Annotated in this window: 16 protein-coding genes and 1 tRNA gene; 15 read left to right on the top strand and 2 right to left on the bottom strand. The window is 42.0% G+C overall.

Annotated features, from left to right (window positions below):
* The first annotated feature begins 48 nt into the window (after window positions 1–48).
* The 5 genes from IEZ33_RS16385 (at window position 49) to erpA (ending at window position 6998) form a co-directional block, all read left to right on the top strand.
* Complete coding sequence (locus IEZ33_RS16385) at window positions 49–1101, top strand: ABC transporter permease (protein ID WP_191601086.1); 1053 nt, start codon at window positions 49–51, stop codon at window positions 1099–1101.
* A 73-nt stretch (window positions 1102–1174) separates the two neighbouring features.
* Entirely contained in the window at window positions 1175–2287 is a 1113-nt protein-coding gene (locus tag IEZ33_RS16380; protein ID WP_191601085.1) for a substrate-binding domain-containing protein, read from the top strand.
* A gap of 467 nt (window positions 2288–2754) precedes the next feature.
* Window positions 2755–4704 (top strand): methyl-accepting chemotaxis protein, encoded by a 1950-nt coding sequence (locus IEZ33_RS16375; RefSeq protein ID WP_206696868.1) that lies wholly within the window; start codon window positions 2755–2757, stop codon window positions 4702–4704.
* A gap of 245 nt (window positions 4705–4949) precedes the next feature.
* Window positions 4950–6536, top strand: coding sequence for a peptide chain release factor 3 (locus IEZ33_RS16370; protein WP_191601084.1), 1587 nt, complete (start codon window positions 4950–4952; stop codon window positions 6534–6536).
* A gap of 114 nt (window positions 6537–6650) precedes the next feature.
* Window positions 6651–6998, top strand: coding sequence for an iron-sulfur cluster insertion protein ErpA (erpA, locus tag IEZ33_RS16365; RefSeq protein ID WP_191601083.1), 348 nt, complete (start codon window positions 6651–6653; stop codon window positions 6996–6998).
* Window positions 6999–7100: 102 nt separating this feature from the next.
* On the opposite strand, the gene IEZ33_RS16360 is transcribed toward erpA, so the two are convergent.
* Both IEZ33_RS16360 and IEZ33_RS16355 read right to left on the bottom strand, forming a co-directional pair.
* Window positions 7101–7943, bottom strand: a complete 843-nt coding sequence (locus tag IEZ33_RS16360; protein ID WP_191601082.1) for a hypothetical protein — start codon at window positions 7941–7943, stop codon at window positions 7101–7103.
* 126 nt (window positions 7944–8069) lie between these two features.
* Window positions 8070–8372, bottom strand: coding sequence for a YhbY family RNA-binding protein (locus tag IEZ33_RS16355; protein WP_191601081.1), 303 nt, complete (start codon window positions 8370–8372; stop codon window positions 8070–8072).
* Window positions 8373–8471: 99 nt separating this feature from the next.
* Between IEZ33_RS16355 and rlmE the strand changes: the two genes are divergently transcribed.
* From rlmE to infB, 10 genes are all read left to right on the top strand, one after another.
* Window positions 8472–9092, top strand: coding sequence for a 23S rRNA (uridine(2552)-2'-O)-methyltransferase RlmE (gene rlmE, locus IEZ33_RS16350; protein ID WP_191601080.1), 621 nt, complete (start codon window positions 8472–8474; stop codon window positions 9090–9092).
* A gap of 56 nt (window positions 9093–9148) precedes the next feature.
* Window positions 9149–11137, top strand: a complete 1989-nt coding sequence (gene ftsH / locus IEZ33_RS16345; RefSeq protein ID WP_420844865.1) for an ATP-dependent zinc metalloprotease FtsH — start codon at window positions 9149–9151, stop codon at window positions 11135–11137.
* Between the two features lie 22 nt (window positions 11138–11159).
* Entirely contained in the window at window positions 11160–11993 is an 834-nt protein-coding gene (gene folP / locus IEZ33_RS16340; protein WP_191601078.1) for a dihydropteroate synthase, read from the top strand.
* 2 nt (window positions 11994–11995) lie between these two features.
* Entirely contained in the window at window positions 11996–13336 is a 1341-nt protein-coding gene (glmM, locus tag IEZ33_RS16335) for a phosphoglucosamine mutase (protein WP_191601077.1), read from the top strand.
* Between the two features lie 90 nt (window positions 13337–13426).
* The gene (gene tpiA, locus IEZ33_RS16330) at window positions 13427–14179 is read left to right on the top strand and encodes a triose-phosphate isomerase (RefSeq protein WP_191601076.1); all 753 of its coding nucleotides are present in this window, start codon (window positions 13427–13429) and stop codon (window positions 14177–14179) included.
* Window positions 14180–14183: 4 nt separating this feature from the next.
* On the top strand, window positions 14184–14546 hold the full coding sequence (gene secG / locus IEZ33_RS16325) for a preprotein translocase subunit SecG (RefSeq protein ID WP_191601075.1): 363 nt from the start codon (window positions 14184–14186) through the stop codon (window positions 14544–14546).
* A 37-nt stretch (window positions 14547–14583) separates the two neighbouring features.
* Window positions 14584–14669: transfer RNA gene (locus IEZ33_RS16320), tRNA-Leu, on the top strand.
* 255 nt (window positions 14670–14924) lie between these two features.
* Window positions 14925–15386: a ribosome maturation factor RimP gene (gene rimP / locus IEZ33_RS16315; RefSeq protein WP_191601074.1), complete on the top strand. Its 462-nt coding sequence runs from the start codon at window positions 14925–14927 to the stop codon at window positions 15384–15386.
* 31 nt (window positions 15387–15417) lie between these two features.
* The gene (gene nusA, locus IEZ33_RS16310) at window positions 15418–16908 is read left to right on the top strand and encodes a transcription termination factor NusA (protein ID WP_191601073.1); all 1491 of its coding nucleotides are present in this window, start codon (window positions 15418–15420) and stop codon (window positions 16906–16908) included.
* 23 nt (window positions 16909–16931) lie between these two features.
* Complete coding sequence (gene infB, locus IEZ33_RS16305; RefSeq protein WP_191601072.1) at window positions 16932–19499, top strand: translation initiation factor IF-2; 2568 nt, start codon at window positions 16932–16934, stop codon at window positions 19497–19499.
* Window positions 19500–19506 lie beyond the last annotated feature (7 nt).

Raw genomic sequence — 19506 nt, 5'->3', positions numbered from 1 at the left:
TTTCTTATTGGCGACATGGTAAAAAAAATAATTAATAGAGAGCATAGAATGAGTACTTCAATTAAATCGACGGCACTAGAGCCTGATTATAATGATAAATCGCAGTTAAAAAGTGGCCTCTTATCGCATATTGGCCGTTTTCTCCCTGTGTATGGTTTGCCAATATTAACTCTGTTGTTAATTGTGTTTTTTTCCGTATTGCTGCCGGAAACATTTCCAACTTTATTGAATTTGAGATCCATTCTAAGTGACAAATCCATTATTGCAATTTTAGCATTAGCGGCAATGGTGCCTATGTTGACGGGTAAAATAGACCTAACGGTTGGTTATGGCATTGTGCTTTGGCATATTCTGGCTATTAGTCTGCAAACAAAGTTTGGCATGAGTTGGCAAATGGCGGTTTGTGTGGTTTTGATTTGTGGCATGGTATTCGGGCTTTTAAATGGGCTGCTGGTTGAAATGGCCAAAATTGATTCTTTTATAGCAACCCTTGGTACGGGTACTGTCATTTATTCTGTAGCGCTTTGGTATACTGGTGGTCGTCAGGTAATTGGATCTCTTGAAGCGGATTTTTATGCTATTTCAAATTCATTTATTTTTGGTTTGCCCGCCCCGGCCTTTTATGTGCTAGGAATTGCTGTTTTACTTTGGGTTGTTACTGAAAGGTTGCCTTTAGGGCGTTGTTTGTATGCGATAGGTGCGAACCCTAGAGCGGCTGATCTCAATGGTATTCCATCACGTAAATACGTTATTGGCGCCTTTATTACCTCTGGACTATTGACGGCATTAGCCGGTGTTATTTTGGCCGCTAAGTTGCGTATTGGGCAAGCTAACGTTGGTTTAGAGTTTTTATTGCCTGCCTTAGTGGGTGCATTTCTTGGGTCGACTACCATTCGCCCCGGTCGAGTTAATGTGTTGGGCACCATTATTGGGGTAGCAATTTTAGCGGTTGGGATCTCTGGTATTCAGCAGCTCGGAGGGGCTTTTTATATTGAGCCTTTATTTAATGGTGCAACCTTATTGATATCAATTGGTATTGCCGGATATGCGCAACGTAGAGGCGGTAAAATAAAAAGGCTCCTCAAACAAGAGGATAGTTAGCACCGCTTAAAATACCTAAGCGTAAGGGTGAAATTCATCTGTTTTAAAATGATAAAAAATACATGAGGTTGTGATGAAAAAGTATATGTCGGTTCTGAAATACAGTGCGATTTCTCTGTCTGTTTTAATGGCGGCGTCTAGTTATGCTTCTGAGGCCGATGACTTTGTCGCTATGGCTAAAGCAAAAGTAAAAGCGGCAACCATTCATAACAGTGAATGGGATGGTCCAACTACTGGGCCTAAAGCGGTTACAAATAAAACCGTGGTTTTTTTAGCATCGGACATGAGAAATGGCGGGGTATTGGGTGTAAGTAATGGTGTTGAAGAAGCGGCGGCGTTTATTGGTTGGAATGTGCGCGTTTTAGATGGACAAGGAACCGTTTCTGGTCGTACGTCCGTATTTAATCAAGCCATGGCACTGAAACCAGATGGTATCGTTTTAGGTGGATTTGATGTTAAAGAACAATCCGCCGCGTTAGAGACCGCAACCTCTTTGGGTATTAAGATTGTCGGCTGGCATTCTGCTCCTAAGCCAGGGCCAATCCCAGAGAAAAATATGTTTACTAACATTACAACCGATGCTGATGACGTTGCAGAAATAGCGGCGTTAGCAGCCATTGCTGAATCAGATGGTAAAGCAGGGGTGGTCATTTTTACGGATTCAGCCTATGAAGTCGCGATTGCCAAATCCGATGCCATGGCTAAACTCATTGAAAAATGCGCTGGCTGCACATTAATTTCAGTAGAAGACACGCCGCTTTCGGATACCTCTACTCGTATGCCGCAGTTAACAACCTCTTTATTGCAACGTAATCAAGGCAAATGGACGCATTCGTTAGGGATTAACGACTTGTATTTTGATTATATTGGTTCGTCTTTGAACTCTTCTGGCTTACCAATGGAGCAGCTACCGCGCAATCTATCCGCCGGAGATGGCAGTCAATCAGCGTATGCGCGTATTCGTACTAACTTTAATCAAACCGGAACGGTACCTGAGCCTTTAAATCTCCATGGATGGCAAATTATTGATGAGCTGAATCGTGCTTTCTCTGGTGTGAAAGACAGTGGTTTTTCTACCCCAGTTTATCTTGTTACTCCAGAAAATATAAAATTCAACGGTGGTGAGCAAGATACGTTTGATCCAGACAATAACTATCGCGAGTACTATAAAGCGATTTGGAAATAGTCAGACCTTCTCCTTTCTTAAGGCACGTTTTACCGTTTAAAAGTGTGCCTTAAGAGTCCAAAACATGCCTCTCTTCCTTCTTGCTTAAAGTGCCCTTTATGAGGAGGTGCTAAAATAGCAGAGAAAAAGCGTTAAAAAAATAGTCTTTTATTGAATTAAAACGGAGACAGTCTCTGTTTTTTTATTAAAAACTTGCATGTTATCCTGTTAATTTATTCTGTTTTTTGTATTATGTATACATTACCTATTTTATTTTGGGGTTTTTGTGTCCTTTTTGTGTCCTTTTGTAATTTTCCGGTTTTCTGTGGTGCAGTTTCAGTTACTTATTTGTACTATTTTTCTGAAATTAACCCAATGAATGTTGTGGTTATTATTTCTCTTGAAGCTGGAGTGCACGTATGATGCCTTAGTTTACGAAATTAAATCAAAAGTTAATTGTTGCTTTTTTAGCGCTGTCCCTTATTCCTTTGTTAGTTTTTGCCTTTATCAATCTTAATATTTCCAGTAAAGCGTTTGAAGAAAAAGCCTACAATCAACTGGAATCGATTCGAGAAATCAAAAAATTAGAATTGTCTAATTACCTCTCCTCTTTAAAATCCAGCTTGATGGTTTTGCAAAATGATCCATATGCCCTTGAAAGCTTTCTAGACTTTGATGCCGCTTTTACTCAATCTGGTCTTTCTGGAAAAGGGTGGCTAGTAGCGGAAAAAAAGCACGCTACGCGCTTTATAGAGGTAAATAAAATCAATCATTGGTATGACCTTTTCTTTATTAATTTGAATGGGGATATTATTTTTACGGCAGCGAAAGAGTCTGATCTAGGAATAAACATACCGTCATCCGCATTGGCCGGAACCAGTATGGGGGAGGCTTTTACGAAAGCAAAAAAAGCCTCCTCTGCGGCGGTTGTGGTAAGTGATTTTACACCTTATCCGCCATCGAACAATGAGCCAGCTGGGTTTATGATGGCAAAAATGCTTGCTGGGAATGGCGAGCACATAGGGTATGTTGCGTTACAGTTTCCTTTGGATAAAGTAAATGCTCTTATGCAGCAACGAGACGGTATGGGAGAGTCTGGTGAAACCTACTTAGTTGGAGAAGATAAATTAATGCGCTCTGACTCCTTTCTTGATCCTAAGAATCACTCTGTGATCGCTTCATTTGCTGACAAGAATGCAGTAGATACTGATGCCGTAAAATGGGCTTTTGAAGGTGAATCGGATAATCGCCTCATTACAGATTACAATGGCAATTCTGTGTTGTCTTCTTTTACGACAATAAAAGTAGGGGAATTTAGCTGGGCTGTTATTGCCGAAATTGATGAGTCTGAGGCGTTTGCAGCAGCGAATCAATTAATCAAGATCTCTATCGTTCTGGTAATTGGTGTTATGCTTGCGATTATCTTGTGCGCTCTTTTGATTGCCAAAAGCATCAGCCAACCTATTGTAAAATCTTCGAAAGCGGCTCAACTCGTTGCCAGTGGCGATTTGACAACATCGATATCAGTAACTCAGCATAATGAACTGGGTCTCCTACAGCAGTCAATGCAAGATATGGTTAGTAAGTTAAAAGCTATGATAGAGCATATTGCAGAGTCGGCGATAAAACAAAACCTATCATCTGAAAAATTAGCTGTTATTACAGAACAAACTAATCAAAATATGATTAGGCAACATAATGCTACGGATCAAGTTGCTACGGCTATGATCGAGATGTCGTCTTCTATCGAGGACGTTTCAAATAATACGGCCGCTGTATCTGAAGCATCTGATGTGTCTAAAAAACTGGTGGATGAGTGTTCCTTATCTGTGCGTGATGCTGTTAATTATGTGGACGACTTGTCTGAAAATATAGAAGGGTCAAAGCGGTTAATTGATGAGGTTCAGGAAGGCACGGCCAACATAGTTAATATTCTAGATGTTATTAAAAGTATAGCGGACCAAACAAACTTACTCGCATTGAATGCGGCAATTGAAGCCGCAAGAGCGGGAGATGAAGGGCGTGGTTTTTCTGTAGTGGCGGATGAAGTCAGAACTCTAGCTCAGAATACTCAAAACTCGACTGTTGAAATTGAAACCATGATTCAATCTCTGGTGGTGAAGGTAAAAGAAGCCACAGAATCAATGAACAAAGGATCTCAGCAGGCGAAAAGCATTGTGACAAAAAACCTAGAGGTGACGGATTCATTAAATGCTGTCAGTGATTCCGTTAATAAAATTGTAAGTATGAATGTTGAGATTGCCAATGCAACACAGCAGCAGTCAGAAGCATCAAAAGATATCAGTAAGCAAACATTAGAAATTAGTGATATCTCTGATGCAACAGGGCAAAGCACTAAAGAAATAATGGAAACGAGCAAAGAGCTGATGCTTTTGTCTTCTCAGTTGACCGAGCAAGTAAATCAGTTTAAATGGTAGTTCAATTCTTAAGGCATTGATGATGTAGTCGAAATTTAAACGGCGTTAACCTATATTAGAGGTTAGCGCCGTTTTTTTAGAAAGTGGTTTTTTTTGTTCTGTCCTACCGTCAAAAAAACAAATCGCTTGTTTGATTCAGACTTAGATTGTGTATCTCCTCAAGATCGGCGAAAATAGCATTATTCAAATTTAATACTAGAAGGTTGCGCTGAGAAGCCACCCTGATCAACAGAAGATACCTATTCATGTCTAATGCCGAGTTTTTAAAGGAAGTCGAACAACGACGTACCTTCGCTATCATTTCTCACCCTGATGCGGGTAAAACCACTATTACCGAAAAACTGTTGTTGCTCGGTCAGTTAATTCAAACCGCTGGCTCGGTAAAAGGTCGTAAAGGGGATAAGCACGCGACATCTGACTGGATGACAATGGAACAGCAGCGGGGAATTTCCATTACGTCTTCTGTGATGCAGTTTCCTTATAAAGATCGAATTGTTAACTTATTGGATACACCCGGACACGAAGACTTTTCGGAAGATACCTATAGAACCTTAACAGCGGTAGACTCGGTATTGATGGTGATTGACGGGGCGAAGGGTGTAGAGGATCGAACCATCAAATTGATGGATGTATGTCGTTTACGTGATACGCCAATTCTGACCTTCATTAACAAGATGGACCGAGATATTCGAGATCCTATTGATTTATTGGATGAGGTAGAAGAAGTATTAAAGATTAAAGCGGCACCTATTACATGGCCAATAGGCATGAGTGACTTTTTTAAAGGGGTCTATAACCTTTATACAGACACGATACATGTCTTTGTCCGAGGTCGTGGTCACACTCTGACGGATGATATTCAGATTAATGGACTGGATACAGACGAAGCGCGTGAACATTTAGGGGACTTATACGACGATTTTGTTGATGAAATCGAGTTAGTACGGGGTGCCAGTCATGAGTTTGATCTAGATGAGTATTTGGCGGGTCGTATTACTCCTGTCTTTTTTGGTACCGCCTTATCAAATTTTGGCATCCGTGAGATGTTAGACGGTTTTGTTGAATGGGCTCCTTCCCCAATGGGGCGAGACACCTTGACTCGCCATGTTGAGTCAAGAGAAGAGTCTTTTTCTGGTTTCATTTTCAAAATTCAAGCCAATATGGATCCGAAGCATCGAGATCGAGTGGCCTTTATGCGAATTTGTTCAGGTTCTTATCGTAAAGGCATGAAAATGCGCCATAACCGTTTAGGTAAAGATGTAAAAGTCACCGATGCGGTTTCTTTTACAGCAGGAGACCGAGACAGTGTTGATGAGGCGTGGTCTGGTGATATTATTGGATTGCATAATCACGGTACGATCCAAATAGGTGACACTTTCACCGAAGGTGAAGATTTAAAGTTTACGGGAATTCCACATTTTGCGCCGGAGCTTTATCGTCGTGTTCGTTTAACGGACCCATTAAAGATGAAAGCGTTGCAGAAAGGTCTGCAGCAACTTTCTGAAGAAGGGTCTACTCAGCTGTTTATGCCACAACGCAATAATGAGCTTATTGTCGGGGCTGTGGGTCAACTGCAGTTTGAAGTTGTGTCTTATCGTTTGAAGGATGAATACAAGGTCGAATGCATTTACGAAGCCGTTAATGTCAATACGGCTCGTTGGGTTGAGTGCGATGACCCTAAAAAGTTCGAAGAGTTTAAACGTAAATGTTATGACAACTTAGCGATTGATGGTGGCGGGCATTTAACGTATCTCGCTCCGACTCGGGTAAATCTAATGATGGCTGAAGAAAAATGGCCTGATGTGCGCTTTAGGGCAACCCGCGAGCACTAGGAATTGATGTATCTATTTCTGATATTGGCTGCAGACTCTATACTTGACTAAATTACTAGGATAAGATTGGCTTATTCTAGTAAAACGGATTAGGTAACGATTGTGGTAGTAGAAATGAGTGATGTGCAATCAGCTGAGCCTTTTGAGTTTACCTCTGCTGCGGCGGCAAAACTCAAGGCTTTAATTGAAGAAGAAGAAAACGACAAGCTTATGTTGCGTGTCTATGTAACTGGTGGTGGTTGTTCTGGGTTTCAATACGGCTTTACATTTGATGATGCGTTCCAAGAAGATGATACGACAGTAACTAAAGACGGTGTGATTATGGTTGTTGATCCGTTGAGCTTTCAGTATTTGGTAGGGTCTGAAGTGGACTATAAAGAAAATTTAGAAGGGTCTCGTTTTACGGTTCAAAACCCGAATGCGACCACTACGTGTGGTTGTGGTGCGAGTTTCAGTATTTAGACTTTCTCTTAGTCTCTATGTAAGCATAAACCTTAAAATATTTTTATTTTAAGGTTTTTTTATGTGTCGAAAAAAACGATCTACTCCCCTGTAGAAATGAATTTATACTTCAATATCTAAATGATGAGCAGTAGTGTGCTTTGCTATCGTGTTTTCTTCTTTGTGTGTCTCTTGCGGTTGAGGCGCAATGTTGTCCACAAAAATAGCGCCCAAATTAGTGTCCCCTAAAATATATAATGTCATGTTGTTTTGTGTCTCCAGCCAAATCCGTAGCCCTGCGGTTTCAAATTCGTTCGTTGAAGTGGATCGCTTGTTGTTGCTGTAGGTATTGGGTTGTAATTCTTTTAATTGATCCGGTTCGCCATCGTCGTCAAACTCAAATATTATGGACGCCGCCAATTGCGCAATAAAATGAGAGGAGTATGGGGCAGAGACGGAGTCGGCCGTGATTTTTTTTGGCGGAATGGGCCAATCATGTTTTTTGGCAAACAACCGGTTGCACCCTAAAGCTAATTGAAACTCATGTCGTTTATCGTCCTTACTTAGCACAGGAATCAGCAATTTATAGCTAAATGGGTCAGAGTCTTTTTCTGGGTGTTTATCGGAATAGAGTGCTTCCGTACTCTTTTTTTCAATAGGTGGAGGTTGGACGATTAATTGCCATTCTTTTGAGGGTAGGTTGATTTCCTGAATGGATCGTATCAGTAGCTCTTTCCCGCATATAGCCTTAATTGCCGCTTGAAGAATGAGTACTGTGCAGCTCATTTCGGCCGTGAGAGAGTAAACTCCGTCTGATGATAGGCTAAATTCATTAAGATAATTAGCGTCGTCACTTAGATCAACTTTGTCTCTGCTTATTTGTGTATTTTTCCCATTATTGTGACGGAGCGAATGTTTTAACTCTTTTCGGGTATGCAGTTTGCTCAAGGGGTCAATGAAGATCATAACGCGATGCCTACTTGATAGGAGGATACAAGGTTAACGGTCGGTTAGGTAACGAGTTTAGGGAGGCGGATAAAAAAACCTTGTTTTTAGAAAACAAGGTCTTCAGGGATTTCTAAGCTTAATCTACTATCTTAGTAGATTAGACAGCTTTGGATTGGCTTTTAACGCCGCTCGATACAGAAGAGCCACTTTACCAATGGTTTGAACAATTTCACATTTCATGATTTTGCTTGTTTCAGCAATCAATTCATCACGCATTTCTCGGTCGGCTATGCTATAACGTACCTTAATTAGTTCGTGGTCTTCTAAAGCTCGGTCGATTTCAGTTAAGACATTTTCTGTTAAGCCATTACCAGCAATCATTACAACTGGATTAAGAGCATGGCCAATTAAGCGATATTGCTTTTTTTGTACGTTTGTTAAACTCATAGTTAAAATTTCTCATATTAGTTGATCCTCTTTATTGGAGGCTTTCGAGGTTACGGGATATTATAGCGGAATATAAACTAATTTAGGTATTATGAAATAGTGGCAAGATCAAAAAGTAGTGAACGTTGGATGAAAGAGCATTTCGACGATCAATATGTAAAGAAATCCCAGCAAGATGGCTATCGCTCCCGTGCGAGTTTCAAGTTGTTGGAAATTAATGAAAAAGATAAGTTGATCAAACCGGGAATGAAAGTCGTTGACCTTGGTGCGGCTCCAGGAGGGTGGTCTCAAGTCGCCGCGAAATTAATTGGTGATAATGGTACTATTGTCGCGTCAGACATTTTGGAAATGGCTCCTTTGCCTGGCGTGCGCTTTGTACAGGGGGATTTTACTGAGCAAGACGTATACGAAGAGATTCTATCTGAAATAGGAGATATGAAAGCTGATCTTGTAATTTCAGATATGGCCCCCAATATGAGTGGTAATACTGCATCAGATCAACCACAAGCTATGTACCTTGTCGAGTTGGCGCTTGAAATGGCAACAATAGTATTACGTCCTGGAGGAAACTTTCTTGTAAAGGTTTTTCAAGGAGAAGGATTCGATGATTATTTGAAATCGATGAAGTCAGAATTTGCTAGTGTCATTACTCGTAAACCAGATGCTTCAAGGGCGAGAAGTCGTGAAGTGTACTTACTAGGAAGGCAATACAAAGGTTAATTTAATGTGGCCCTGAGTAAATCAGGGTTTGATTCTAACCGTTAAGAGGTGTTCTCTTGAACGATATGCTTAAAAATATACTGTTGTGGTTGGTTATAGCGGCTGTGCTACTGACTGTGTTTAACAACTTTAATTCTACACCCGATACGAATCGCATAACTTATTCTGAGTTTGTGAAAGAAGTTCATGATGGTCGTATAGCCAAAGTGGTTGTGGATGGTTATACCATTAGCGGTAGCCGTACGAGCGGTGATACGTTTGAAACCGTTCGTCCAGCCGCGGCTGACCCAAAAATAATGGATGACTTATTGAGTAATAACGTTGTTGTTGAAGGGCGCATGCCTGAACAGCAAAGTATTTGGTCCCAGCTTCTTGTAGCCAGTTTTCCAATACTCATTATTTTGGCGATTTTTATGTTCTTTATGCGCCAAATGCAAGGTGGTGGGGGCGGCAAAGGTGGTCCAATGGCGTTTGGCAAATCAAAAGCTCGCTTGCTACCTGAAGATCAAATTAAAACAACCTTTGCTGATGTGGCAGGTTGTGATGAAGCTAAAGAAGATACCAAAGAATTGGTGGACTTTTTGCGTGAGCCAAGTAAGTTCCAGCGTTTGGGTGGTAAAATTCCTCGCGGTATTTTGATGTGTGGACCTCCTGGTACGGGTAAAACTTTGCTTGCTAAAGCCATTGCTGGTGAGGCAAAAGTGCCATTCTTTACTATTTCTGGCTCAGATTTTGTCGAAATGTTTGTTGGTGTTGGTGCCTCTCGAGTGAGAGACATGTTTGAACAAGCAAAAAAACACGCTCCTTGCATTATTTTTATTGATGAGATCGATGCTGTGGGTCGTAATCGTGGCTCTGGAATGGGTGGTGGTAATGACGAGCGTGAGCAAACGCTAAACCAATTGTTGGTGGAAATGGACGGTTTTGAGGGTAATGAAGGAATCATCGTTATTGCGGCAACTAACCGCCCAGATGTGTTGGATCCAGCCTTGTTGCGTCCAGGCCGTTTTGACCGTCAAGTTCAAGTAGGTTTACCGGATATTCGCGGCCGTGAGCAAATTTTGAAAGTGCATTTGCGCAAGGTGCCTTGTGATGATGATGTTGAACCAAAGAATATTGCTCGTGGTACGCCTGGTTTTTCGGGTGCTGAATTAGCGAACCTAGTAAATGAAGCGGCATTGTTTGCGGCTAGATCCAATCGTCGCGTAGTAAATATGGAAATGCTTGAGCTTGCCAAGGATAAAATCCTTATGGGCGCTGAGCGTAAAACCATGGTGATGAAGGAAGAAGATAAACTAAACACGGCCTACCACGAAGCGGGTCACGCTATAATTGGTTATCTGATGCCAGAACATGATCCCGTCTATAAAGTGACGATTATTCCACGTGGTCGCGCGTTAGGGGTGACTATGTATTTGCCAGAGGAAGACAAGTACAGTATCAGTAAGCGTGGATTAGAAAGCCAAGTATGTAGTTTATACGGTGGTCGTATTGCTGAAGAGATGATTCACGGTTTTGACGGTGTTTCAACCGGCGCGTCAAATGATATTGAACGTGCGACCAGTATTGCTAGAAACATGGTGACGAAATGGGGGTTGTCTGAAGCGTTAGGGCCATTTGCTTACGAAGAAGATGATAATAGCGGTGGTTTTGTTGCCGCACCTACTGGCAGTAAGGCAAATTACTTTTCGCCTGAAACTGGAAAAATTATTGACGCTGAAGTACAGGATATTATTAGTCGTTGTTATGCAAAATCGACTCAAATATTAGTTGATAATAGGGCCAAGCTTGATGTGATGGCTGAGGCGCTTATGCAGTACGAAACGATTGATGCTAAGCAGATTAAAGAGATTATGGAAGGTAAAAAACCATCGCCACCAGAAGGTTGGTCTGATCCGATAGATAAGGATTCTGGTAACGGAGGGGAATCTGTGAACGAAAAACCTAAGAGCGAAGACGTTCAGCCTAATGAGACTAATATGGATAATGGTGCGTCACCAAATGTGGCGAATCTAAATGAACACGATGCTCCAAAGGATCGTTAATTAAAAAGAACTAGGTTGTTGCATGTCAGAAATGCGCTTTGGGGATAAGTCGTTAGACTTATCCCTTCCTCATATTATGGGGATTCTAAATGTTACTCCAGATTCATTTTCCGATGGCGGGCTCTACGTAAATTTGGATACGGCTCTGAAGCACGTTGAATCCATGATTATGGATGGGGCGACTCTCATCGATGTTGGTGGTGAGTCTACTCGACCAGGCGCCGCTGCCGTGAGTGAATTAGAAGAGGTTGATCGTGTCATCCCTGTGGTAGAGGCGATTAAACAGCGTTTTGATGTGGTTGTATCGATTGATACTAGCCAATCTCAAGTCATCCTAGAAGGCGCAGCGGTTGGTGCTGGGTTGATTAATGATGTTAGGGCATTGTCTAAAGAGGGCGCACTTCAAGCGGCAGCAAAGACTCAGTTACCTGTTTGTTTGATGCACATGCAGGGCGCACCTAATACCATGCAGGAAAACCCGAACTACGCATCGGTTGTCGAGGATGTTTTTGGGTATTTAGAAAGGCGGGCGGCGGAATGCATTGAGTCTGGTGTTCTGTCGAATAACATTATTTTGGATCCGGGTATCGGATTTGGAAAGACAAAAAACCACAATTTGATGTTGCTGAATCAGCTTCATAAATTGGCGAGTCTTAATTTCCCTGTCTTGGTTGGTGCATCGCGTAAAACCTTGATTGGTGACGTATTAGGCCGTTCGGTTGATGAGCGGCTATTTGGCTCTTTAGGTGTTCATGCTTCTTCTTTTGAAAGAGGTGCCTGTATTTTTAGGGTTCATGACGTTAAGTCTCATGTAGAGTTACTAACCATGATGTCTCGAATTAAACAAGAGTGTTAACTATGCGTAAATATTTTGGTACGGACGGCATTCGAGGTCGTGTAGGTGAAGGTGCAATTACCCCCGAGTTCATTTTAAAGTTGGGTTGGGCCGCAGGGAAAGTTTTCAAAGACCAAGGTAAGAAAATTTTAATCGGTAAGGATACTCGAATTTCGGGCTACATGTTTGAATCCGCTCTTGAATCTGGCATTGTTGCGGCCGGAGTCGATGTTCGCTTAGTGGGGCCAATGCCGACGCCAGCAATCGCTTATTTGACCAGGACGTTTCGAGCCAGCGCGGGGATTGTTATTAGTGCCTCTCATAACCCCCATACAGATAATGGCTTTAAATTTTTTTCCTCTGAAGGGACTAAGCTCTCTGATGAGTTGGAAGAGTTGATTGAATATTATCTTGATCAACCATTGGAGGTAGTGGAATCAAGCCTAATTGGTCGTGCGAAACGCATTGATGATGCCGCTGGTCGTTACATTGAGTATTGCAAAGGCACCTTTCCAATAGGTCTGAAGTTAGTGGGCCTAAAAATCGTTGTTGATTGCGCGGATGGCGCTACCTATCATGTTGCCCCTCGCGTTTTTAATGAGCTTGGTGCTGATGTTATTCCTCTAGGTGTTACACCTGATGGTTTTAATATTAACGAGCACAGTGGTGCGACCAAACCTGAATTAATGCAGGCAAAAGTGCTTTCTGAGAAGGCTGATATCGGTATTGCACTTGATGGGGACGGAGACCGACTGATCTTGGTGGATAAGTTTGGTAACGTTCGTGATGGTGACGACATTCTTTTCATTATAGCGACGCATTTAATGAAAACAGGTCGTTTTAGCGGAGGGGTTGTTGGGACGTTAATGAGCAATTTTGGTCTCGAACTGGCTTTTTCTAAAGAAGGGATTGGTTTTAGTCGTGCTGCGGTTGGCGATCGTTATGTGAATGAGAAGCTTACTCAGCATGGTTGGAGTTTGGGTGGAGAGCCGTCAGGTCATATCGTTTGTCGCTCCATTACGACAACTGGAGACGGTATTGTCGCCGCGTTACAAGTGCTTCAGGCTATGGTGGAAGAAGAGAAGGGGTTGGATGAGCTGTTGGCTGGTTTGACAAAATTCCCTCAAAAACTGAAAAATATTCGCGTTAAGAAACGCTTTGAACCGACCGAAGTTCCGGCTTTACAAAAGGCCATCGCCGTTGCAAATGAAAAGCTAAATGGTTTAGGGCGCGTTTTGTTGAGAGCCTCAGGGACTGAGCCTTTAATTAGGGTTATGGTAGAAGGAAGAGATTCTACTGTTGTCGATGAGTTGATTACCTATCTGGCAGGCGAAGTAGATAAAGTGGTCGATTTAGACGATTGAGCGCGTTTCATTTTGAAAAGCTGTTAACTAATGCTTGAAACTCAGCGCTCCTTTCCTTAAAATGAGCGCCTCAAATTTAAGGGTGTAGATATGACTCGTAAAAAAATTGTAGCAGGAAACTGGAAGATGAACGGTTCATTAGAGACTAATGAACGGCTTTTGGATGGAGTGCTTGCAGAAATTGAGTCAGAAAACGCTCTTGTGATTGTTGCGCCGCCATTTACTTATTTATCTCAAGTTAGTGGTTTAGTTAAAGGTACTGGCGTATCGTTAGCGGCACAAAATGCTTCTCAGTATTTATCCGGAGCTTATACAGGTGAAACATCACTCACTATGTTGAAGGATTTATCTGTAGAGTATGTCTTGGTAGGGCATTCTGAAAGACGTACTTATTATGGTGAAACGGATCACGTTGTTGCTGAAAAAACGAAAGCGATACTTGAGTCAGGTTTGACACCTATTTTATGTATTGGTGAATCTCTTGAAGAGAGACAAGCAGAGCAGACCTTGGTCGTGTGCGCAAATCAAATTAATGCCGTTTTAAATGAAATTGGTGTTTCCAGTTTTGCAAAAGTAGTCGTTGCTTACGAACCTGTATGGGCTATTGGTACAGGGTTATCGGCTACGGCTCAACAGGCTCAAGATGTGCATGAGTTTGTAAGAAAACATATAGCAACTCAGAATGCTGAGATAGCTGAAAAAGTTCAAATTCTCTATGGTGGAAGTGTTAAAGCCAACAACAGTGAAGAGCTGTTCTCAATGCCTGATATTGATGGTGCATTAGTTGGTGGAGCATCTCTCATAGTTGAAGAGTTTGTTGGTATTATTAAATCCGCAGGTTGATATAATGGAAAACATAATTTTAATTGTTCACGTATTGGCTGCTATTGCGATTGTTGCTCTTGTGCTTCTTCAGCAAGGTAAGGGTGCGGATGCTGGAGCGTCTTTTGGTGGCGGTAGTGGTGCGTCTCAAACCGTGTTTGGTAGTCATGGTGGTGGCAGTTTCTTTGGTCGTTTAACGGCGCTGATTGCCTTGGTTTTCTTTTTGACTAGCTTTGCTCTGGCTTTTGTTGCAAGTGAGAAAGCAAATAATATTTCAGGCGCTGTTGACTTTCTTCCTGCGGCTGTTGAAGATACAGGTTCTGTCGATATTCCTCAGCTTGAGACAAATCAAGCGAATGAAAATACTGATTTACCCGCTGTAAATTAGTATTAGTGAAAACCTTGGTTGTTAATAAGGTTATTGTGCCGATGTGGTGGAATTGGTAGACACGCCACCTTGAGGGGGTGGTGGCCTAAGGCTGTGCCGGTTCGAGTCCGGCCATCGGTACCATTTGTAAAGTTGTATATTTTGTGTATAATACCGCACAAGATTATTTGTTAAATCTGATTTGTTCAGGTTTGCTAGCTAAGTAAATTGCAATGAATAATCTTTGTGGTTTATTTATATTTATGACGAAGGGGGATTTTACGATTAACCTTCGAATTAAGAGCCCCTATATGGGGTTTTTTATTATCTATACTATGAATAAATGGGCCTAGAGCCCGTTTTTTGTTTCTGAATTTAGTTGGTTTTCGGAGAAAGTGATTGTCTGGAAAATATACCGTGTTAGAAGATCTGATTCGCCCAGTTGTTGAAGGCTTGGGGTATGAGTTTTGGGGGATGGAATACCTTGCTCAAGGTAAAGATTCCGTATTGAGGATTTTTATTGAAACAGATCTTGAGAGTGGCATCGGCGTTGATGATTGTGCAAAAGTAAGTCGTCAAGTTAGCTCTATTTTAGATGTTGAAGACCCGATAACAGGTGAATATAACCTAGAGGTTTCTTCACCTGGGTTGGACCGACCTCTGTTTAATTTAAGTCAATATGAAAAATACATTGGATCCATTATTTCGCTTCGTTTACGCGTTCCATTTGATGGGCGCCGTAAATTTAAAGGGCAGTTAACGTCCCTTGAAAATGATGATGTGGTCGTTCGTGTTGATCAAGAAGAATACCTTTTGCCGATCGATTTGATTGAAAAAGCAAATTTGGTTCCACAATTTTAATATTTAACTTTTTTAAGAGAGGCTAAAAGGAATGAGTAAAGAAATTCTTTTGGTTGTTGAAGCTGTTTCAAATGAAAAAGATGTGCCTAAGCAAGTCATTTTTGAAGCGGTTGAAATCGCCCTGGCAAGTGCGGCAAAGCGCCGTTTTACAGAGGAAGTATTGATTCGAGTTTCAATCGATCAGCGTACTGGCGACTATAAAACATTCCGTCAATGGTCGATTGTGGCTGACGAAGATTACTCCGATCCAGTAAATGAATTAACAATTGATGATATGGAAGAACGTAATCTTCCTATTTTAATTGGAGAATTCTACGAAGAAGAGATTGAGTCTGAATCATTTGGTCGCATAGCCGCACAAACTGCAAAGCAGGTAATCGTCCAGAAAGTTCGAGAAGCTGAACGTGCAAAAATGGTTGCTCGTTATGCTGAGAAAGTGGGTCGTCTTGTCCACGGTCAAGTTAAGAAAGTAACACGTGACAGTTTAATTGTTGATTTAGGTGAAAACGCTGAAGCCGTTATTCCAAAAGATCAATTAATTGGGCGTGAGACATTCCGTATTAACGATAGAATTCGTGCGTTGCTTCTTGAAATTCGCGACGAAGGTCGTGGTGCTCAATTAGTATTAACTCGTAACCACTCTTCTTTTCTAATTGAGCTTTTTCGCTTAGAAGTACCGGAAATTTCTGAAGAAGTAATCGAAATTCGTGGTGCGGCTCGTGATCCAGGTTTACGCGCAAAAATTGCGGTTAAAACTAACGACCGCAGAATTGATCCAATTGGTGCTTGTGTAGGCATGCGTGGAGCACGTGTACAAGCGGTATCAAATGAGATGAATGGCGAGCGTGTAGATATCGTTTTGTGGGATGATAATCCGGCTCAATTGGTTATTAATGCAATGGCGCCAGCTGAAGTGGATTCTATCGTTATTGATGAAGATACACACTCTATGGACGTGGCTGTTAATGCCGATAATTTAGCTCAAGCTATTGGCCGTAATGGGCAAAATGTGCGTTTGGCATCCGCTTTAACTGGTTGGACGTTAAATGTCATGACGAGCGAAGACGCTGTTGCTAAGCAGCAAGAAGAATCTAATAAGTTGATTGATCTTTTTGTTCAGCACTTAGATATTGATGATGATTTAGCTGAGCAATTAGCGAATGAAGGCTTTGCCACGTTAGAAGAAATTGCGTATGTGCCAATGGAAGAGATGTTGGATATCGATGATTTTGACGAAGATCTTGTTAATGAATTGCGTACGCGTGCAAAAGAAGCTCTATTAAATATCGCTCTTCAAGCGGAAGAACAGTTGGATGAAGCAAAACCAGCCGCTGACCTTTTAGAAATGGAAGGGATGGACAATCACTTAGCGCTTGTCTTGGCATCAAAAGGTGTAATCACGATGGAAGATTTGGCGGAGCAATCTGTTGATGACTTGATTGACATTGAAGAAATGAGTGAAGAGCGCGCCTCGGCACTAATAATGACAGCACGTGCACCTTGGTTTGCTGAATCCGAATAATCTGAGTGGAAAGGGGGAACTTAATGACAGTTCAAACCGTAAAATTACTATCCGAATTGGTCAATACGCCAGTCGAGAAGCTTCTTACTCAGATGAAGGAAGCTGGTCTTCCTCATTCTGGTGGAGAGCAAGAAGTATCTGAAGCTGAAAAACAGGTATTATTGAATCATTTAAAACGTTCACATGGTGAGCAAAATGAAGGGTCTACGCGTATTACATTGCAGCGAAAAAAGACCAGCACTCTGAAAGGCGGTGACAATAAAACCGTTAATGTTGAAGTTCGTAAGAAACGCACCTATGTTAAACGTAACGATGGTGATGAAGATCTGCAGCAAGAGTTGTTAGAGAAGCGTAAAGCGGAAGAAGATCGTCTTTTAGCGGAAGAAGCCGCTCGTAAAGAAGCGGAGTTGCAAGCGGAAAAAGCGGCGGCAGAAAAAGCGGAAACTGAAAGAAAAGCAGCGGCAGCTAAAGAAAAAGCTGAAGCAGAAGAAAAAGCGAGATTAGAAACCCAAAAAGCGGTATCTCAATCTGAAGTAAGTAATGCACCGGAGACGTACATCTCCAAAATAGGAGCGGACGAGCCCGTGGAAACAGTTAAAAAACCTAAGCCAGCATCGAAAAAAGTAAGCGCGCCAACCGGTGACAATGATTCGGCTTCTAAAGGTAAAAAAGGCGCTGCTAAACAAGATAATAAGCCAAAAGGACGCTACAACTCAGACAACAAGCGTTCAAATAAAATCAATTTATCTGGTGATGACGAATTTGGTCGTCGCGGTAAGCTGAAACGCAAGAAACCTACGAAACAAGAACATGGTTTCCAAAAACCTACGGCTCCAATGATTCATGAAGTCGCCATTCCTGAAAGTATTACTGTGGCTGACCTGGCAGAGAAAATGTCTGTAAAAGGCGCTGAAGTTATTAAAATCATGTTTAAAATGGGCGCTATGGCGACTATTAACCAAACAATCGATCGCGATACCGCCACTCTTGTTATTGAAGAAATGGGCCATAAAGTAAAATACATCGATGAAAATGCTGTCGAAAACGACATGATTGAAGCGATTGATTATGAAGGTGAATCCATTAAACGTGCGCCAGTTGTGACGGTTATGGGCCATGTTGACCATGGTAAAACGTCTCTACTTGATTACATTCGTACAACGCGTGTTGCAGCGGGTGAATCGGGTGGTATTACGCAGCATATTGGTGCTTACCATGTTGAAACGCCACATGGCATGATCAGTTTCTTGGATACTCCTGGACACGCAGCCTTTACGGCCATGCGTGCACGTGGTGCGAAAGCGACGGATATCGTTATTCTTGTGTGTGCGGCCGATGACGGTGTAATGCCTCAAACTGAAGAAGCGATTCAGCATGCTAAAGCGGCTGGCGTTCCAATGGTTGTGGCTATCACTAAGATAGATAAAGACGGTGCAGACATTGATCGCGTTAAAAACGAATTGGTAGCGAAAGAAGTCGTTCCTGAAGAGTGGGGCGGCAACATTCAATTTATTGGTGTATCGGCTAAAACAGGTGAAGGCATTGAGGCGCTTTTAGAAGCCGTATTGCTTGAATCTGAAGTGTTGGAATTGATGGCTGTGCCAAGTTCTCCTGGTAAAGGTGTTGTTGTTGAGTCACGTCTTGATCGAGGTCGCGGTTCAGTGGCTACTTTATTGGTTCAAAACGGTACTTTACGTAAAGGGGATATTGTCCTTGCCGGTCTACAAATGGGTCGTGTACGTGCCTTGCTAGATGAAAATGGTAAGCCAATTTCAGAAGCTGGACCATCGATTCCTGTAGAGATTCTTGGCCTAGATGGCACGCCTGAAGCGGGTGAAGAATTTATTGTTGTTGCGGATGAGCGTAAAGCTCGTGAAGTGGCTAACTTCCGCCAAGGTAAATACCGTGAAATACGCTTTGCTCGCCAACACTCTGCGAAACTTGAAAACTTATTCTCAGAAATGGGTAAAGATGAAGTTCGTACATTGAATGTGGTTATCAAAGCGGATGTTCGTGGCTCTTTAGAAGCCTTGATCAAATCTTTGAATGACCTAAGTACAGACGAAGTACGCGTAAACATTATTTCTAATGGTGTGGGTGGTATTACTGAAACTGACGCTTCATTAGCATTAGCGTCTGATGCGGTTATCTTCGGCTTTAATGTGCGTGCTGACTCATCGGCGAAGCAATTCATCGAACGTGAAAGCGTAGATCTTCGTTACTACAGCATTATCTATAACATCATTGACGATGTTAGATCAGCACTTTCAGGTATGTTATCTCCTGATTTACGCGAAGAGATCTTGGGTACAGCTGAAGTTCGTGACGTATTCCGCTCACCTAAATTCGGTTTGATTGCTGGCTGTATGGTTCTTGATGGAACGGTTTATCGTAGCAAGCAAATCCGAGTATTACGTGACAACGTTGTGATTTATGAAGGTGAACTTGAATCCTTGCGTCGCTTTAAAGACGCTGTAAATGACGTTCGTCAAGGTATGGAATGTGGTATCGGTGTTAAGAACTACAACGATGTTAAAGAAGGCGACAAAATCGAAGTCTTTGAAACCATCGAAGTGGCTCGTACACTTTAATAGGATT

It is taken from the genome of Marinomonas algicola (genome assembly GCF_014805825.1).
In the GTDB taxonomy this organism is placed as follows: Bacteria; Pseudomonadota; Gammaproteobacteria; order Pseudomonadales; family Marinomonadaceae; genus Marinomonas; species Marinomonas algicola.
Note: the sequence above shows the minus strand (reverse complement) of the source record. Positions and strands in the feature narration are given on the sequence as shown.